General features: G+C 60.1%; 16 protein-coding genes. 5 read left to right on the top strand and 11 right to left on the bottom strand.

Going from position 1 to position 16,875, the window contains the following annotated elements; translation table 11 throughout:
• Positions 1 to 207: 207 nt before the first annotated feature.
• Positions 208 to 999 (bottom strand): archaetidylserine decarboxylase, encoded by a 792-nt coding sequence (gene asd, locus IDH41_RS30610; RefSeq protein WP_190868059.1) that lies wholly within the window; start codon positions 997 to 999, stop codon positions 208 to 210.
• A 303-nt stretch (positions 1,000 to 1,302) separates the two neighbouring features.
• Between asd and IDH41_RS30605 the strand changes: the two genes are divergently transcribed.
• Positions 1,303 to 1,977, top strand: a complete 675-nt coding sequence (locus tag IDH41_RS30605) for an HAD family hydrolase (RefSeq protein ID WP_190868057.1) — start codon at positions 1,303 to 1,305, stop codon at positions 1,975 to 1,977.
• A 99-nt stretch (positions 1,978 to 2,076) separates the two neighbouring features.
• Here the strand turns inward: IDH41_RS30605 and IDH41_RS30600 are convergent, their stop codons facing one another.
• The 6 genes from IDH41_RS30600 to IDH41_RS30575 are packed head-to-tail and all read right to left on the bottom strand — an operon-like array spanning position 2,077 to position 8,954.
• Positions 2,077 to 3,342, bottom strand: coding sequence for a YheC/YheD family endospore coat-associated protein (locus tag IDH41_RS30600; protein ID WP_190868055.1), 1,266 nt, complete (start codon positions 3,340 to 3,342; stop codon positions 2,077 to 2,079).
• Positions 3,299 to 3,793 carry a GNAT family N-acetyltransferase gene (locus IDH41_RS30595; RefSeq protein ID WP_223830205.1) on the bottom strand — a complete coding sequence of 165 codons (495 nt, stop codon included), beginning with the start codon at positions 3,791 to 3,793 and terminating at the stop codon, positions 3,299 to 3,301. Before IDH41_RS30595 ends, IDH41_RS30600 begins: the two co-directional genes overlap by 44 nt.
• Positions 3,794 to 3,797: 4 nt before the next feature.
• A complete protein-coding gene (locus IDH41_RS30590) occupies positions 3,798 to 4,952 on the bottom strand; it encodes a YheC/YheD family endospore coat-associated protein (RefSeq protein WP_190868052.1) in 1,155 nt (384 codons plus the stop codon).
• On the bottom strand, positions 4,952 to 6,361 hold the full coding sequence (locus tag IDH41_RS30585; protein WP_190868050.1) for a YheC/YheD family endospore coat-associated protein: 1,410 nt from the start codon (positions 6,359 to 6,361) through the stop codon (positions 4,952 to 4,954). Before IDH41_RS30585 ends, IDH41_RS30590 begins: the two co-directional genes overlap by 1 nt.
• Entirely contained in the window at positions 6,358 to 7,572 is a 1,215-nt protein-coding gene (locus tag IDH41_RS30580; protein ID WP_190868048.1) for a YheC/YheD family endospore coat-associated protein, read from the bottom strand. Before IDH41_RS30580 ends, IDH41_RS30585 begins: the two co-directional genes overlap by 4 nt.
• 11 nt (positions 7,573 to 7,583) lie before the next feature.
• Positions 7,584 to 8,954, bottom strand: a complete 1,371-nt coding sequence (locus IDH41_RS30575; protein ID WP_190868046.1) for a YheC/YheD family endospore coat-associated protein — start codon at positions 8,952 to 8,954, stop codon at positions 7,584 to 7,586.
• 276 nt (positions 8,955 to 9,230) lie between these two features.
• Here IDH41_RS30575 and IDH41_RS30570 point away from each other — a divergent pair, with 276 nt between their 5' ends.
• Positions 9,231 to 9,512 carry a hypothetical protein gene (locus tag IDH41_RS30570; RefSeq protein WP_190868045.1) on the top strand — a complete coding sequence of 94 codons (282 nt, stop codon included), beginning with the start codon at positions 9,231 to 9,233 and terminating at the stop codon, positions 9,510 to 9,512.
• 179 nt (positions 9,513 to 9,691) lie between these two features.
• Here IDH41_RS30570 and IDH41_RS30565 read toward each other — a convergent pair whose 3' ends face one another.
• The gene (locus IDH41_RS30565; protein ID WP_190868043.1) at positions 9,692 to 10,045 is read right to left on the bottom strand and encodes a helix-turn-helix domain-containing protein; all 354 of its coding nucleotides are present in this window, start codon (positions 10,043 to 10,045) and stop codon (positions 9,692 to 9,694) included.
• Between the two features lie 227 nt (positions 10,046 to 10,272).
• On the opposite strand from IDH41_RS30565, the gene IDH41_RS30560 reads away from it, so the two are divergent.
• Complete coding sequence (locus tag IDH41_RS30560) at positions 10,273 to 10,746, top strand: hypothetical protein (RefSeq protein WP_190868041.1); 474 nt, start codon at positions 10,273 to 10,275, stop codon at positions 10,744 to 10,746.
• A 90-nt stretch (positions 10,747 to 10,836) separates the two neighbouring features.
• The gene (locus IDH41_RS30555) at positions 10,837 to 12,192 is read left to right on the top strand and encodes a DRTGG domain-containing protein (RefSeq protein WP_190868039.1); all 1,356 of its coding nucleotides are present in this window, start codon (positions 10,837 to 10,839) and stop codon (positions 12,190 to 12,192) included.
• Between the two features lie 3 nt (positions 12,193 to 12,195).
• Here IDH41_RS30555 and IDH41_RS30550 read toward each other — a convergent pair whose 3' ends face one another.
• From IDH41_RS30550 to IDH41_RS30540, 3 genes are all read right to left on the bottom strand, one after another.
• Entirely contained in the window at positions 12,196 to 12,495 is a 300-nt protein-coding gene (locus IDH41_RS30550) for a YtpI family protein (protein ID WP_190868031.1), read from the bottom strand.
• Positions 12,496 to 12,591: 96 nt separating this feature from the next.
• The gene (locus tag IDH41_RS30545; RefSeq protein WP_190868028.1) at positions 12,592 to 13,107 is read right to left on the bottom strand and encodes a hypothetical protein; all 516 of its coding nucleotides are present in this window, start codon (positions 13,105 to 13,107) and stop codon (positions 12,592 to 12,594) included.
• Between the two features lies 1 nt (position 13,108).
• On the bottom strand, positions 13,109 to 13,435 hold the full coding sequence (locus tag IDH41_RS30540) for a YtrH family sporulation protein (protein ID WP_190868026.1): 327 nt from the start codon (positions 13,433 to 13,435) through the stop codon (positions 13,109 to 13,111).
• A 142-nt stretch (positions 13,436 to 13,577) separates the two neighbouring features.
• Between IDH41_RS30540 and IDH41_RS30535 the strand changes: the two genes are divergently transcribed.
• A partial coding sequence (locus IDH41_RS30535) for a DNA polymerase III subunit alpha (RefSeq protein ID WP_190868024.1) occupies positions 13,578 to 16,875 on the top strand: 3,298 nt, incomplete at its 3' end.

Here is a 16,875-nt window from a genome sequence, read left to right as displayed (position 1 = left end):
TGGAAAAATATTCAAAATTTTAGGGGATAAGTGTAGCGCCCACGATTTTTTATCCACAGTGTCAGGTTTGATGCATGGCTAGTGCATTTTTTGAAATTTGCATCGCTATCTCTTTTTGAAATAGGCCGCCCATACTCAAAAATGGAGCTGTCTCTAAGGCGAACGTCATGGCCTTTTGAGACAGCTCCATTTTCAATTATCGGATGATCATTTCTGCCTGCCCAGCGCTCCGAGCCGGTCGCCCATCCGTACCTTCACGCCGGGCATGAGGTCCCCGCGGGGCGTGAAGATGCCGTCCTCCATGAGGAGCACGACGGTGGAGCCGAATTCGAAGTAGGCCAGCTCTTCGCCCTTCGCCATGTCGTTCCTGAGCGGCTGCACGTACCGGATGCTGCTCACGTTCATCGCGCCGACCTTGACGACGGCCGTCTCCCCGAATTCGTTCTTCATATATGTAATGAGCCGCTCGTTCCGGCTGAGCACCCTTCTCATGTGGCGAAGGCCGAAGTCGTTCACGGGATACACCTTGCCCGCGATATGCTCCCGCTCGACGACCCGCCCGGTTACCGGCGCATGGATCCGGTGGTAATCGGTCGGGCTTAAATAAAGAACCATATAAAAGCCGTGCATGTAATTCGCCGTGCGGGGTGAGCGGTTCAGCAGCTCGTCGATCGTATAATCCTGCCCCTTCACGTTCAGAATCGTGCCGGCGTTAATCCATCCGGCGCCCGTAACGAGCGCATCGACGGGGCTGACGAGCGAATCGGCGCCGTCGTCCACGATCCGCAGGCCGGGCTTCAGCCTTCTCGTGAAAAATTCGTTCAGCGTTCCGTATTCGTTCAGCGGCTTCTCCGCTTCCTCCGTCTTGATGCCGTAGGCAGCGGCGAAGCGGGAAATAAAGCGACGGCTGGCCGCCGACTGCGCGAATTTTCCGGTCATTCTGGAAATCCATTTGCGCGAGCTTAATTCAGTCATGGAGCGTAGCAGCCATTTCGACATTCGTAACCCGTCACGTCCTTTCCTCCATGGGCGTTGTTGTATCCGTTTCCGCTTGTCGCCCACCACCCACCAATCAGTGTGACATATCCGCCCTCATTTAGCAATACGCAGCAAATGGCCAAAGGCTTGCCGCACGGCGTAAATAGCGCTCGAATAGGGTGAAGCCTTCAAGGCCGGACCGTCATTCCGCCTCCGAGCTTTCGAGGGCGGCATTAACGCAGGCGATAATTGCCCGATTCGGCGCTTGCGGTTCATTCCTGGCTTCCGGTATGATTAGAGCAGACTCGGAAGGGGGACTTGAACATGGGCCAGCATACGCTTCCGAAGCCGGAAGCTGTTATATTCGATATGGACGGCACCTTGCTCGAAACGGAGAAGCTGCTTATTCCGGTGCACCGGAGGGTATTCGAGACGCTGCGGGAGGAGCGGCTGTACGAAGGCGAAACGCCGCCGGTCGAGAAGCTGCTTGGCTGTCTCGGCATGCTGCTCGAGGACATATGGAAGCAGGTCATGCCGGACGGCACGGCGGAGGCCAGGAAGCGCGCCGACGTCCTGCTCCTGCAGTACGAGCTCGAAGGCTTAGCCGAAGGCGAAGGGGAGCTGTACCCGCATGTCGCGGAGACGCTGCGGCGGCTGAAGGAGAAGGGCGTCAAGCTGTTCGTGGCCAGCAACGGCCTTGAGGACTACGTGAAGGGAGTCGCGATCCACAAAGGGATAGCGGATCTGTTCGACGGCTTGTACAGCGCGGGGGAGTACGGCACGGCAAGCAAGGTGGAGCTCGTGTCCCGCCTGCTGAAGGATCATGGCATCCGACGGGCGTGGATGGTCGGCGACCGTTCCTCGGACGTTGAAGCGGGGAGAGGGAACGGGCTTGCGACGGTGGGCTGCGCCTACGCGGCTTACGGACGGCCCGAGGAGCTCGACGGCGCGGACGCGACGATCCGCGATTTCCGCCAGCTGCTCGATTTATTGGAATAGCGTACGGCAGACCGAGAGATTGAAGCGGCGGCAACGCGCGACGAAGAGACTGTCCGTCAAGGCTCGGGGGCCTTGCGAGACAGTCTCTTCGTCATTTCGTCAGAACCATTCCTGTTGCGGCGGCCAATCGGCATGCGACGGCCAATCGTCATTCGACGCCTGCTCCTCGCGGGAGAACGGCTCCGCCTCGGGCTCCTGGTCGGGCGGCGCGGCTTCGAAATCGTCGTCCGACCGGACTTCTGCGATCACCGCCTGCTTTCCTTTTCTCCGCCGCTTCTGGTTTTGGAGCCATAGGGCGTACTCCAGCGGCCTTACGATCGCCTTGCGGTACACATCCTTCTCGCCGGCCTGCGAGAACACTTCCCTGGCGGGCTTCGGATTCACCTCGAGCAGCCAGACGCCTCCCTTGCGGTCGATCGCCAAGTCGAGCGCCAGCTCGCACAGCCTGCCGAAGCTCTGCTCCAGGAAGGCGGCGACCTCGATGCCGAACATCTCCGCTTTTTCCTTGACCTGCTTGATCAGCGCTTCATCCTTGATCCAGTCCTTGAGCAGCTGGCTCATCGAGGCGGCATGGCCGCCGCCGTGCAGGTTGGACGTAATGCTGCCCGCCGCGCCGATCCGGCCCGCGCAGCCGGTAACTTCCCACTCGCCGCAGCCGTTCTTCTGCACAAGCATCCGGTAATCGTGGACGCGCCCGTTCCCCAGCTTGATCCGAATGCCTTGCTGGGCGATATAGCGGTTGCCCTTCAAGTTCCAGGGCGCGAGAAAGCTCCCGAGGGAGGAGAGCGCAATCTGTCTCGGCGCGATGATCTTCCTCGAGCTGTCGCGTCCTTGGATATGGAGCATGCCGCCGCCCTGCTTCTCGATCTGCAGAATGCCCCTTCCGCCCGTGCCGTTAATCGGCTTCAAGTAGATGAGCGAATGGCTGCGCAGCATGCCGAGGACGTCCTGCGTGCTCTCCACGTAGCGGGTGGCGGGCAGAAAGCTTCTGAAGCGCGCGTCCTTCGACAGCGTGCGGTGGACCGTCCATTTGTTGCGGAGAGGGCGGTTCAGGAAGGTAAGGTGGCCGTAACGCGCGCGGAATCGCTTAAGCTGTTCGAACCGGTAGGTGCGCTGGATGCGGCAGCGGTCATAGATCAAATTCGGGAACGAGGTCCATCGCCGCGACCAGGTTTTGGATTCGATGTTGTAGAAATGCCCGTAGATTTGATTTTTCTTATCGTTAACGTCCATAGGCGTAAACACAAAAACGGACAGCCCCAGCTTCCGGCCGGCGGCGGTCATCTTCTGATAAACGGATCGTTCCTCCAGCATGCCGGCTTCATTGAGGTACAAAGTCAGAATGCCTAGGACGGGCATTGTCATGAGAGGTTCCCCTTTCAAAACGGAGCGTTGGCTTGCCGGTAGGTCCTCTATGCATGGAAACGGCGGTCATCCCGAGCCGGAAGCAAAGCGCCATGCTGGCAACGTTGTCCGCGGCGACGCTGCAGGTCAGCCGGCCCAGGCGGCTTATCATCGCTTGTACGATCGAGCTCCCGACCCCGGCTCCCCTCGCTTCGGGATGGACGACGACCATACAGCCGCCCTCGCCGCCGTCTGCGGCGAAGCCGAAGCCGCTAAGCCGGCCGCCTTGCCTCGCCACCGCGACGACGGACCCGTACGCGCCGTCCTGGTCCGCCTCGAGCCGCGCGCCATCCAGCTTGCGAAGCGCATGAATCGTAGAGACCGCGAGCCGTTTATCTCCGAACCGCATCGCAAAACCGAGCAGCCTTTTTTGTTCCGCCGACCAGCCTTCCGGAGTAAGCAGCTCCAGCATCACGTTACGCGCCTCCCGCTTTTTCTTTTTTTGATCGGGCCAAGTAAGCCCCGTAATGAAAAATGCGCTCCAGCGATTTTTGCCGAATGTGGGGCTCGTCGAATTTCATCGGCTTGGAATTCGCTTCGAAGAACCACAAGTTGCCGTCGCTGTCGATGCCAAGATCCATGGACATTTCGCCCAGCGTCTGGCCGGAAGCCCGTTCGATCTGCTTGGCGATGAGAACGGCGGCTTTTTTCGCCTTCACTAGAAGCTTACGCGCTTGTTCCTCGTTAAATGAATGGGAGAGCAGCTTCTCCGGATCCTCGATCATGCCGCCGCGGGGGACGTGGGTCGTGATGCTCGACGTTCCGGCGATGCGCGCCCCGATTCCGGTTATATCCCACAAGCCCCGATGATTTTTTTGCACGAGCGCCCGCAGGTCGAATCTTCGCTCCTGGAAGGAGGCAAGCTGGATCCCTTGCTGGGCGATGTAAGCTTCGCCGCCGCTTTGCTTCTGTATACGGCTCCACAGCTTCGTGATCGAGGAGCAACTGTAGGTGGCGCTTTTTTTGTTCTCCTGGATGCTGAGGCGGTACGGCAAAGGCTTCTCGGCCTGCACCTTGATCGTCATGATGCCTTTGCCGGCTTTGCCGCTCTCCGGCTTCAGGTAGAGGTAGGGATGCTTGCGCATCATGCGGCCCAGCCCGACGAGCGTCACCAGCCTGCGGGTCGCCGGGATGAACGGCTTCGTCGTTTTCGACAGCCGCAGCCACTCGAACAAATCCCATTTATTGAAGAAGGCCGGGTTAAAAAGCTGGACGTGAGGATGCTTCAGGCAAGCGGAAATTTTTTGCTTGACGGGCGGCAGCATTTCATCCTCGCGCAGCGGAATCCGGTTGTAGATGATGTCGGGAAAAGGGAGAAGACGCTCCCGCCAGACGTCCGTCTCCTCGTTGTAGACGAATCCTCGCAAGCTGTTTTTCGCAAGCTGCAGGTTTCTGACCGTTAATACATAAACAATGAACCCCATCGATTGGCCGGTGCGGATCAAATCGACGAAGTTGTTGCGGTTGCCCCGGAAGAGCTGACTATCGTCCTCGATGGTCAATATCGCCATGACCGTCTTTCCCGAGCGCATCTCCCTAAAGTCGGTCTCTCCGGGAAGAAAGCTGTCCATCAGCCGTTCCCTCCCTGACTCTGGCTCTGGCTCTGGCTCTGGCTCTGGCTCTGGAACCGGCTAAGGTATAGGCAATGCTCCAAAATATAGGAGAGCGACGCGCGACCCTCCGAGCGGAGCGCCGGATGCTTGAAGATGGAGCGTCCGGGCTTGGCGTTGGCTTCGAACATCCACACCTCGCCGTCCTTGTCGATGCCGATATCGAGGCCGAGCTCGCCGAGCCGGTGCGGGTAATTGCGTTCAATCGCTTCGGACAGCTTGACGGCCACTTTCTTCGCTTTGTCCAGAACCGCGCCGGCTTCGTCGCCGAACGTCTTGTCGAGCGCCTGCTCGGGCGTCATGAGCGAACCGCCGTTCTTCACGTGGGTCGTCACGCTGCCCCTTCCGGCCTTCTTCGCGCCGATTCCCGCGGGAACCCATTCGTTCTTGCCGTTCTTATGCATGTGAAAGCGGAAGTCGATCGGACAGCTGTCGATCTCGATCAGGCGAATGCCCTGCTGCACGACGTAGCGGCTAAGATTCGAGCCGTGCCGGGCATGGAGCATCCGTATCAGGCTTTGAAAGTTGGCGAATCGGAGCAGGACGTTCTCGCTGCCCTTGCGGTAACGGGCGAAATACCCGCGCTTCGGATGGTAGGTCAGGCGGTAGATGCCCGCGCCAAGGCTGCCGGCCGTCGGCTTGAAGTAGAGGAATTGGTGCTTCTCGAGCATCTCCTTGATTTTGTCCGACGCAGGCCCGGAGACCGACTCCGGCAAGTGCTCCAGCGCTTCCGGGTCGTTGTCCAGCAGCTTGTAGACGTCGGCTTTGTTGAAGAAGCTCCAGTTGAAAAAAGGGATTTTGCGCCGCACGAATCGTTCCCGAAGCGAATTGATCGACGCGCTCGTCTCCGTCTTTCGGCTGGGCAGCCGGTTATAGACGACGTCGGGCAGAGGCACGATTTTGCGGTACCAGCTCCCTTGCGGCGTGAGAAAGTAGCCGTTGATCGTCTCCTGCTGCCAGTTAATGTCGCTCGGCGTGAAGCCGAACAGGTAAGCCTTATGCTCGCCGGTCCGGATAATTTGCTTAATGAAGCCGGTCCTGCCGCCGAACGGATTGCTCTCCGAACGGCCGGTGCTCTCGCTTAGAATGCCGACCAGCGGGCCGAGCTGAACCTCGTTGTCGCCGTTGTTCAGCACGCTGATGTTGCCGGACTTCGGAACCCGGATGGATTGGCGCACGGCCGTGGATAAATACAGATGGTTGCCCGGTCGCTTCAGCTGTTTGATCTCCGCGGTAATGACCTCGTTCCCCAGCTTGAGGTGGACCGATTTCTTGCCGGACAGCTTGAGCTGCTTCGCGAGCGGGCTGGACAAATATACGATCTTATTCGATTGCTGTGAGAAATGGACGTTACAAGTTGTCAAACTCATCGATGAACCTCCTGAACGTTGAAAGGCCGCAATGGGTTGGCGAATTTCGCATTTACGCGACGGCCATTTACGGATTCATTGGCTGCAAAGGACGTGTACTGACGGCTGGAGAGGTAGCGCGCATAGAGGAGCGGCCGCTCGATCGACAGCCGCTCGGCCCGCTCGTCGCCGATCATCCGGAAGGAAGAACGGCCGGGCTTCGTGTTCGCCTCGAGCAGCCATAGCTTGCCGTCCGGCTCAATGCCGAAATCGAGCCCCAGCTCGGCGAATCGGCCGAAGCGGCCTTCCAGCCGAATCGCTGTTTGCTTGCTTATTGTATGGATTTGCTCCAGCAAACGTTCGGATTCTTCGCCGCCGAATTTGGCGGCAAGCGCGGCGGCGGCTGGCTCGGCGGCGCCGCCGCCGTGCAAGTTCGAGGTTAGCGAGCCCGCTTGCCCGCTTCGGACGGCGATGCCGGACAGCGTCCAATCGCCCAGGCCGCCCTTCTGCAGAAGCGCCCTCACGTCGAAGGGCTTGCCGTCCGCCCCGCTCAGTTCGAGATAAGGCTGAACGAAGTAGGTTCGGCGGCCGATGAAACGGGCGGCCCACCGCGCGAACGGGCGGCCTGCTTCGAATTCCGCGGCGAAGGGACGGTTCTGCCTCGTTCGGCCATTGACGCGAACCTTCTCCCCCTCCTGACCGCGCTTGATATGCACGATCCCTCTTCCCTGCATGCCGGAGGAGGGCTTCAGCACGATGCCGCCTTCATGCGCCCCGGCCAGCCTCAGCAGCTGCTCCGCCGAACGGAAGCCGAGCGAAGAGGGAAGGTGGCCGCTCAGCGCGGGATCGTCCTTAAGCGAGTCGTATACCGCAAGCTTCCCTGGCAGGCGCCCGTTCAGCGGGATATGCGGCTTGCGCTCCGCCATTGCCGCAAGCGCGCTCCGGCAGCGGATGCCTTGGCCCGGTTCCGAGCTGAAGCACCGGTCGTAGACGACGTCGGGCAGCGGAACCGCCCGCTTCGCCCAGCGGCCGCCCTCGAGCCGGAAGGCGTGCAGCACCCCGGTCTCCGGTTCGTAGCCGTCCGGCGCGAATACGTATACGCCGATGCCGAGCGGCGCGCCGGCCCGGCTGAGCGCGCGGCAAAAGGCGGGCTCCGGCATGGCCGGCTCCGCGCCGGCCGCTTCCTTGACCGCGGCGACGGCGATGCCGAGGACGATCGTTCGATTGCTCATAAGCGCCTCCGTTAGAAGCCCGATAAATATCGGGAATATTGAATCATCATGCGGACGGACGGCCTGATTTTGTTCTCGTTCAGCGGCGTGTTGTCGTTCTTCGAAGGCTTCGAGTTGACCTCGAGCAGCCATACCCGGCCGCTTGTGTCGAGGGCCAAATCGATGCCGAGCTCTCCGAAGTGTGCGGGGATCTGTTCATCCACGCCTCGCGCGATTTGCAGCGCGGCCTGCTGCAGCCGCTGGCTCGCGTCCCGCCTGCCGATCCCGGATTGAAGGTTGGACCTGGCGACGGCTTCGGCAACCGTACTGAGCGTGCCGCCGCGCGCAAGGTTCGACACGAAATGGTGCGTGCCGGCCGTTCTGGCTACAATGGACGTGATCGTCCACTTGCCCGCCGCGTTTTTCTGGACGAGCGCGCGGAAGTCGACGGGGCGCTTCTGGATCTCGATCAGCTGCAGGCCTTGCTGGATTTGGTAGCGCACCGTTTTCATTTTGGCCGAGATGGTCGAGAAGAGCTTAGCCAGGCTGGCGTAATGCTGCTTGCGGGTGCCTGCCGCCGTCGCGTACATCGCCTGGTAGCCGCTTGGATCGGCCCGCACGACGCGGATGATGCCTTTTCCCAAGCTTCCCCGGACCGGTTTGAGGAACACGCTGTTATAGCGGCCGCACATCGACTTCAGCATGGCGAGGTTGCGCAGCAGGTGCGACTCGGGCAAGTAGCGGACGAGCGATTCGTCCTTTTTGAGCGCCTCGAACACCTCGGTTTTATCCAGAAACTTTTCGTTGAATACCGTCGTCTGGTGCTTGCTCTTGATTTCTGTCAAAAAGTGCTGGACGTTCGGTCTGTTCTCGAGCTTCCTCGTAGTCAGCCGGTTATTGACGACGTCGGGCACGGGCATGGCGGCCTGCTTCCAGCCGTCGGAGTAGATCCAGCCGTCCACGGTATTCAAACTTGCGCCGATCTGGTTCGGCGTAAAAAAGTAAACGTAAGCGCCTTGCGCCGTACAGGCATCGACAAGCTCCCGGCAAAACATGGTGATGGAGCCGAACGGCTTATCCGGCGTTAGCGGATAATCGCGGCTGACCAGCACGCCGATCAGCGGTCCGAGCACGAGCATGGCGGGGCCGGCCTTGTATTGCAGCCTGATCGACGAACCGTGGGACAGTCCCAAATGCCTGGCGAGGCTATGGCTCATTCTCAGCCCGTCGAACCTTGCGACGGGGATGATCTTAACGTGATGCCGGAACGCGCCGAATTTTAATAGAATGTGCTGGCCTTGAGGAATCTTCCACTGCTTCACGTGCGTCTCGCCGAGCATGAGCGTATCTTCTGGAAGCATGCCGGAGCTGATCACCTGTACGGCTACTTTCGATTTGAGCATCATAAATCTCCTTCCAAGCAGGAGGATGACGATAATTGGCATGCGGCCTGTAGGTGTTTTGAACGAATTAATTCATCATATGAGGACATCTATCCCTTGGTGAATCGGAAGCGGGCAACGGGCTTGTGCCGTTTTCATCGGCTTTTCCATCCGGCGCGGCCGGTTCGGGGGCGGCAACGCTCGCATCCGGTCATAACTCTCTTACGGGTTTCATAGAATGGTAGTGCGGACGAGTCTCGCGCCGCCGCTTAGGACGATGAGGAGGAGTTGAAGGAAATGTTAGCCGGTAAAGGCCGTCATGTCATCTATTTGCTGATCGCCGCCGCGATGCTCGTCTATGCGGCGCCCCGACTTGCGCTCGGCGCGCCGTGGGATTGGACGAGCGCTTTCGGGATCGTTTGGGTGTTGTTCGCCCTGGTCGTCATTGCGGCGCATGCGAACGCGCTTCTGATGAGCGACGAGAAGCGGAAGGAGCTGGCCAGAATCAAGCGGGCGAGGGCGCAGCTCCTGCAGCGCAAGCTGGAGCGGAAGGCTCCGGCGAGAAGAGCGCGCGGATAAGGCCCGCGACTCGCGGGCAAAGACAGGCTTGCAACGGAGAATGAAAAAAAAAGCAAGGAATGACGGTGCCGGGATAGTCCCCCCGGCACCGTCATTCCTTGCTTTATTGACGATCATTCGTCAAGCCGGCCGTTCATCGAGCGGGCAGGCGCTGCTTTCGGGACGGTTTCTTTGCCCGGTTATTGGATCTCTTTGAATTGGACGAGCTGCTTGACGAATTTATAGACGGCTTCCTTTTCTTTAAGGCTGAGGCCGTTCAGCTGGTGGGCGATTTTGTCGGCGTAGTCCTCGCCGTCCCCGTCCGGCGGGGCGTCCTTGGCGGATGCGACGTTGACGAGCTGCTCGATCGGGATTTGAAGGGCGTGCGCGATTTTGCTGAGCACGTCGATCGTCGGATTTTTTTCGCCGCGTTCGACCTGGCCCATATAAGAGGCGTTAATCTCGGCGCGAAGCGCGAGCTGCTCTTGGCTTAAGCCTTTCTTTTTGCGAAGCTGGCGGATGTTTTCTCCAATAAGACCGGCAATCTCATTCATATTGTCACCTCAAATTAACGATAGGGCTTTCGCTTGTCCGCAACAACGTTCTATAGCGCACATTCTTTTAAATGACTATAGTCATTGACTTCGGGAAGGGCTCTTTACTATAATTGTGTAAAAAAGTATCATTCTATTATCATGATTACCTTTAAAGGATAAATTTGTTAGTTCATGGCGAAGCGGCACGCTTTTTGGCGCAGCATGGCCGCAGGGAGGAAGACACAGTGATCGACGAATTCGAATTTTTCAGAAAAGTCCGCGCATCTTACGGCAACGTTCCTTTCCTTGTCCAATTCACCTATCGTTTGTCCCACCGCGTCGACAAGGCGGCCACGGCGCGAGGCTCATTCAGCTGCCGCGTCAACCCGCACACGCAAATCGTGGAATACGTGATCGGCCTGAAGTCCGATCCGATCGCAAGGCCCCGCAGCGAGCAGGGCGCCTTCCTCTTCTCCAGCGTGTATGATGAAATTCCGCCGCAAACGATCGAATACGACAATTATCTCATTCAATCCCTTCGGTATCCGATACCGATTACGTACGATTGGCAGCCGTTCATCCGGTCGGGAGCGGAGGACGCGATAAACGCGCAATCGATTCAGCAGCTCTTCAAGAAGCGGAAGCTGAAGGGAGCCGGCGGGCAGGAAGTGGACGCCAAGCTGAAGACGACCAAGGTGCTCCTGGAGTGGCAGCTGTAGCGCGGCCCGCTTCCCGTCGGCATGACTTGTCATCCGCTTTCTTCTATAATGGAGGAATGACTTTAGCGCAATTGGACGGAGGAGAAGCTTGTGGCACCCATCGGACCGGGGAACGAAACGAGCACGAAGCACGAGCAGATTTTGCAATATATACAGGGCCTGAAGATCGGCGCCAAAATATCGGTAAGGGCGATCGCGAGGGAGCTTGGCGTCAGCGAGGGGACGGCGTACAAGGCGTTTAAGGAGGCGGAGAGCTCCGGTCTCGTCAGCACGAGGGAGCGGATCGGGACGGTGCGGATCGACCGGAAGCGCCGCGAGGCGATCGACCAGCTGACGTTCGGCGAGGTGGCCGAAATCGTCGAGGGGAAGCTGTTCGGCGGAGCGTCGGGCCTCGACAAGACGCTGCACAAGTTCGTCATCGGCGCGATGGAGCTGGACGCGATGCTCCGTTACATCGACGAGGGCAGCCTGCTTATCGTGGGCAACCGCGTCGGCGCGCACCGCTGCGCGCTTGAGGAAGGGGCGGGCGTACTCATTACCGGCGGCTTCGAGACGAGCGGCGAGGTGATCCGGCTTGCCGACGAGCGCTCGCTCCCGATCATCTCTTCGCGCCACGACACGTTCACGGTGGCGTCCATGATCAACCGCGCGATGTACGACCGGCTGATCAAGAGGAAGATCATGCTGATCGAAGACATCGTAACGTTCAGCCGCCCCGCGGACGTGCTGACGGCGGGCAACACGGTCGCCGACTTTCACCGGCTGTCGCGCGAATCCGGATATTCCCGGTTCCCGGTCGTGGACGAGAGGCGGCGGGTCATCGGCATGATGACGGCCAAGGACGCGGTCGGCTCGCCGGAGGGTACCGTCCTCGACAAGCTGATGACGAGGCAGCCGATTACGGCGGCGCCCAACATTACCGTTACGTCGGCGGCCCACACGATGGCTGCGGAAGGCATCGACCTGCTGCCCATCGTCGACAGGCACCGCAAGCTGCTCGGCGTCGTGACCCGGCAGGAGGTGCTTGACGCGATGCGTTTTGCCGGCAAGCAGCCGGAGTCGGGGCAGACGTTCGAGGATTTGATGTGGACGGGCTTTATGGCGGCGGCGAGCGTCAGCGGACCGGACGAGCTCGGCATCGCCTATAAAGGGACGGTTACTCCCCAGATGTCGGGGTCGCTCGGCATGATGTCGGAGGGGCTGCTCGCCACGCTGATGACGCAGGCGGCCAGGCGGATGATCCGGGAGACGGCGAAGCGCGATTATTTGCTCGAGAGTATGACGACCTATTACGTCAGGCCGGTACAGATCGATAGCGAAATTACGATTATTCCGAAGGCGCTGGAGATGAGCAGGAAGTTTACGAAGCTGGAAATCGAGGTCATTGACGCGAAGGGACTGGCCGCCAAGGCGATGCTGACGGCCCAGATGATCGATCCCTATTGACGCTTACCGGTCCCTTGCGGCGCGGTACAGGCTGAGATTGCGGAGACCGGCGAACAGATTGAAGATGCCGATGACCATGAATATGGCGCCGATCACGATGCGCAGCGTCGATTCGCCAGACCAGAACAGCTGCACCCCGGCAATGAACAGCAGCATGACGCCCATGCTGATATTCATGCGGGCGGCCATCATGCCGCGCGTCTTGACATCCTTGGAGCGCCGCGCCTTGAAGCTGAATACGGCCGAGAACGCGAGCGAGACGAGGATGGCCGGCGCGAACAGCCACTGCATAAGCTGATCCATGTTATTAATAGCAGCTCCTTTGATGATGAGTTTGCAGCTTGATCGCAAAGCAAGCTTGACAAGCCCCATTATAGCACAACAAAGCCTCCTTCCGCTTCAGGAAGGAGGCTTTGCGTAATAGCGGACCTGCACCCATACTTGCATGACGTTACCCGCCAGCAGAATCGTCTTCACCTCGATGCGGTAATCTTTGCCGTAGACGTCGGAATAGACCTTTCGCTCCAGCAGCCGGCGGGCCAGTCTGGCGTCGGAATCGATCTCGTAGATGCTCAGTCCGAGAAAGCTGCCAAGATCATCCCGGATCCGCTTGATCAGCTCCGCCTCGGTCACGCTGTCGAGCTTCGGCCTGCCCGTGTTTTGCCCGGCCTCTTCTTCGATGCGCGGCTTCACGCTCTTGATGACCGTATGCTGGTTTTTGAATTCATTCAGAGACTTGATATCCTTCTCGTACTGCTCCAGCTTGACCTCGAGGTCGCTCTTCAGGGTAATTAACGCTTCGGTCTTCGCCAAGTAGAACGAGTTGTATACGGCTGCCCCGATAATCATGCCGAGCACGAGAATCCCTGTCATCCGCATGACCCTCACGTAACGGTCGAACGGCGGCACCCGCATGCTAAGAGGCTCCTTTGCATATGAGGCGGACGAGCTCCGTTCCCAGATGCGCTCCGAGAAATGCGATCAGGATAAAACAAATTTGCTGGGCGGCCGGCGACAACTGCCCGTCGACGATGTTGCTTTCGATGACGCGCACGGGATCGATCGATCCGCCAATGGCCGCGACGATCGCCCAAATTTTCAGCCTCACCGCCGTGTCGACCATCGTCGCGGCGGGCGGAAGCAGCATGAATACCGAACCGATGCCCGCGAGCATCGAGCCGCCGATGACGACGCCGAACGCGATGAAGAAATCAAGTCCAGCCTTGGACAAAAAATAGGTCATGAAAAAGCCCCCTCGCACGAATCTGACGCTTGCGCGTTTCAACCGGGCTTGTACGCCCTGCTACCATTCTATGGGCGTGTCCGCCCCTATTATGATAAAATGGGACTATCGAATTCGGTCGGCAAGAAAGGGACGGTAGCTTATGAGCGGTACCAACGGACAATCTTTCGTGCATCTGCACGCGCACAGCGAATACAGCCTTCTCGACGGCGCCGCGAGAATCGTGGACTTGGCGGCAAGAGCCGCGGAGCTCGGCATGAAGGCGCTCGCCTTGACCGACCACGGCGTCATGTACGGGGCGATTCCGTTCTATCGCGCGTGCCGGGCGCACGGCATCAAGCCGATCATCGGCTGCGAGCTGTACATGACGGCCGGCTCACGGTTCGAGAAGGGGAACCGCAAAGATAACCCGATCTATCATCTAATCGCCCTCGCGAAGAACGAGGCGGGGTACCGCAATCTTATGAAATTGTGCTCGATCGGCCATTTGGAAGGCTTCCATTACAAGCCGCGCGTCGATCTCGAGGCGCTCCGGGAGCATTCGGAGGGCATCGTGTGCCTGAGCTCCTGCTTGAAGGGGGAGGTGTCGCAGCATCTGCTCTACGACCGCCCCGAGGAAGCGAAGAAAGCCGCCCTGCGTTACAGAGATATTTTCGGGGACGATTTTTATTTGGAGCTTCAGGATCACGGCATGCTGGAGCAGAAGAAGGTAGCCGCGGCGATGATCGGGCTGTCGAAGGAGCTTGGCATCCCGCTCGCGGCCACCAACGACGTGCATTACCTGCGCGCCGAGGACGCGGAAGTCCAGGACGCGCTGCTGTGCATCGGCACGGGCAAGACGCTCGAGGACGCGGACCGCATGCGCATGATGACGAATCAGCTCTACTTGAAAAGCGCGGACGAAATGGCGGACCTGTTCCGGCACGTGCCGGAAGCGCTGGCGAATACGGCCCGGATCGCCGAGCGATGCGACCTTGAGCTGTCGCTCGGCCGGGCGGCGCTGCCGGCATTCCGGCCCGTTCCCGCCGGGATGAGCTCCTCGGACTATTTGGCCGCGCTCTGCCGCGACGGCCTCGTGGCGAGGTACGCCGGCCTGCCGGAATGGCGGGACGACGGCGAATTTCGGGACAAGGCGGAGAAGCGGCTTTCGTACGAGCTGTCGGTGATCGAAACGATGGGCTTCAGCGATTATTTTCTCATCGTATGGGACTTCATCCGGTTCGCCCACGAGCAGGGCATCCGGACCGGCCCGGGACGGGGCTCGTCCGCGGGCAGCCTGGTGGCGTATACGCTGAAGATAACGGACGTGGATCCGATCAAATACAAGCTGCTCTTCGAGCGTTTTCTCAATCCGGAACGGATTACGATGCCGGATATCGACATCGACTTCGACGACGAGCGCCGCGACGAGGTGATCGCTTACGTCTCCGCAAAGTACGGCGAGGAGCATGTCGCGCAGATCATCACGTTCGGCACGATGGCGGCGAAGGCCGCCGTGCGGGACGTCGGCCGCGCCATGAACGTCCCGCTGCAGGAGGTCGACCGGGCGGCGAAGCTCATTCCGAATCACCTCGGCATTACGCTTGAGGAAGCGCTCCGGATCAGCCCGGAGCTGCGCGAGGCGGCCGAGCGCCAGCCGAAGACGGGCGCGCTGCTGAGGATGGCGATGAAGGTGGAGGGCATGCCGCGGCATGCGTCGACGCATGCCGCGGGCGTCGTCATTTCGCAGGAGCCGCTAACGCATTACGTGCCGCTTCAGACCGGAAGCGAGCGCATTCCGCTGACGCAATACTCGATGGAGCATCTGGAGGCGGTAGGCCTTCTGAAAATGGACTTTCTCGGCCTGCGCACCTTGTCCATCCTGGAGAGGACGCTGAGTTGGGTGAAGGAGCTGTATGGCAAGGAAATCGATTTCCGGACGATCAGCGACTCGGATCCGGACACGTACGCGATGCTGAGACGCGGCGATACGGCCGGCATATTCCAAATGGAGTCCTCCGGAATGAGGCGTGTGCTGAAGGAGCTTAAGCCGACCGAGTTCGAGGATATCGTCTCGGTAGGCGCCTTGTACCGTCCGGGCCCGATGGAATTCATTCCGAAATATATTCAAGGAAAGCATGGCCTAATCACCGTTGACTACCCTCATCCGTCGCTTGAGCCGATCTTGGCCGATACGTACGGCATTATCGTCTACCAGGAGCAAATTATGCAGATCGCCTCGCTGATGGCGGGCTTCTCGCTCGGCGAAGCGGACCTGCTGCGCCGGGCCGTCTCGAAGAAGAAGCGCGAAGTGCTGGACGAGGAGCGGAGCCACTTCGTGAAGGGAAGCTTAAGACAAGGCTATGCGGAGGACGAGGCCAACAAGGTGTACGACATGATCGTCCGGTTCGCGGATTACGGCTTCCCGCGCGCGCACGCGGCGGCCTACGGCGTGCTCGCCTTTCAGACGGCATGGCTGAAGGCCCATTACCCGGTGCCGTTCATGGCGTCCCTGCTCGCGTCGGTAACCGGCAATCAGCGCAAGACGGCCGAATACGTCGACGAATGCCGCCGCATGGGCATCGAGGTGCTGCCGCCCGACGTGAACGAAAGCGGCGTTTCCTTCACGCCCGTCGGCGGAGCGATCCGCTTCGGCCTCGCCGCGATCAAGAACGTCGGCACGCAAGCGATCGAAGCGATCAAGAAGGAAAGGGAAGAGAAGCCGTACGAGAGCCTGCTTGACCTGTGCCGGCGCGTCGACCTGCGCGTCGTGAACAAGCGCGTGCTCGAATCGCTTATCCAGGCGGGAGCGTGCGACTCGCTGCCGGGCCACCGGGCGCAGCTGCTCGCCGCCCTCGAGGAGACGGTGGAAGCGGCGCTCAAATGGCGGAAGGAGCGGGAGGAGCTGCAGATCGAGCTGTTCGGCTTCGACGAGGTGCAGAACTGGGACGTCGAGCTGCCCGATATCCGGCCGTACACGACGAGCCAGCAGCTGGATTTCGAACGGGAGCTGCTCGGCCTCTACCTGTCCGGGCATCCGCTGGACGACGCGGAGCAGGAGCTTGGCTTGCTCGGCCTCGACCGGCTGGTCGAGCTGGGCGAGGCGAAGGACGGCGCCGCGGCGATTCTCGGCGTCATGATCGTGTCGCTCAAGCCGTTCACGAACAAGAAAGGGCTAGCGATGGGCTTCCTCGAGCTGGAGGATCGAATCATGCGCGCGGAGGCCGTCGTCTTCCCTTCGGTATGGAAGCGGGTCGGCGGCAAGCTCGAGAAGGGCGGCATCGCGATCGTCCAGGCAACGGTCCAGCAGCAGGACGACGACTTCAAGCTGATCGTCGAGGACGTCGTACCGGTAGGAGGGGAGCAGCGGCTCGCCGATCAGGTGAGACGGCTGCAACGGCAGGCGCAGGCCCGAGCCGCACGGGCGGCGTCCGGCGGCGGCGCGCCACCCGGCGCAGGGG

Origin of the sequence: Paenibacillus arenilitoris, assembly GCF_014705655.1 — a bacterium.
Lineage (GTDB): Bacteria > Bacillota > Bacilli > Paenibacillales > Paenibacillaceae > Pristimantibacillus > Pristimantibacillus arenilitoris.
This window is presented reverse-complemented; position numbering and strand designations above follow the sequence as displayed.

What these genes read in the sequence shown, in the direction of transcription:
- asd (WP_190868059.1), bottom strand. Translation starts at nt 999, where the DNA reads ATGTCGAAATGGCTGCTACGCTCCATGACTGAATTAAGCTCGCGCAAA.
- IDH41_RS30605 (WP_190868057.1), top strand. Translation starts at nt 1,303, where the DNA reads ATGGGCCAGCATACGCTTCCGAAGCCGGAAGCTGTTATATTCGATATG.
- IDH41_RS30600 (WP_190868055.1), bottom strand. Translation starts at nt 3,342, where the DNA reads ATGACAATGCCCGTCCTAGGCATTCTGACTTTGTACCTCAATGAAGCC.
- IDH41_RS30595 (WP_223830205.1), bottom strand. Translation starts at nt 3,793, where the DNA reads ATGCTGGAGCTGCTTACTCCGGAAGGCTGGTCGGCGGAACAAAAAAGG.
- IDH41_RS30590 (WP_190868052.1), bottom strand. Translation starts at nt 4,952, where the DNA reads ATGGACAGCTTTCTTCCCGGAGAGACCGACTTTAGGGAGATGCGCTCG.
- IDH41_RS30585 (WP_190868050.1), bottom strand. Translation starts at nt 6,361, where the DNA reads ATGAGTTTGACAACTTGTAACGTCCATTTCTCACAGCAATCGAATAAG.
- IDH41_RS30580 (WP_190868048.1), bottom strand. Translation starts at nt 7,572, where the DNA reads ATGAGCAATCGAACGATCGTCCTCGGCATCGCCGTCGCCGCGGTCAAG.
- IDH41_RS30575 (WP_190868046.1), bottom strand. Translation starts at nt 8,954, where the DNA reads ATGCTCAAATCGAAAGTAGCCGTACAGGTGATCAGCTCCGGCATGCTT.
- IDH41_RS30570 (WP_190868045.1), top strand. Translation starts at nt 9,231, where the DNA reads ATGTTAGCCGGTAAAGGCCGTCATGTCATCTATTTGCTGATCGCCGCC.
- IDH41_RS30565 (WP_190868043.1), bottom strand. Translation starts at nt 10,045, where the DNA reads ATGAATGAGATTGCCGGTCTTATTGGAGAAAACATCCGCCAGCTTCGC.
- IDH41_RS30550 (WP_190868031.1), bottom strand. Translation starts at nt 12,495, where the DNA reads ATGGATCAGCTTATGCAGTGGCTGTTCGCGCCGGCCATCCTCGTCTCG.
- IDH41_RS30545 (WP_190868028.1), bottom strand. Translation starts at nt 13,107, where the DNA reads ATGCGGGTGCCGCCGTTCGACCGTTACGTGAGGGTCATGCGGATGACA.
- IDH41_RS30540 (WP_190868026.1), bottom strand. Translation starts at nt 13,435, where the DNA reads ATGACCTATTTTTTGTCCAAGGCTGGACTTGATTTCTTCATCGCGTTC.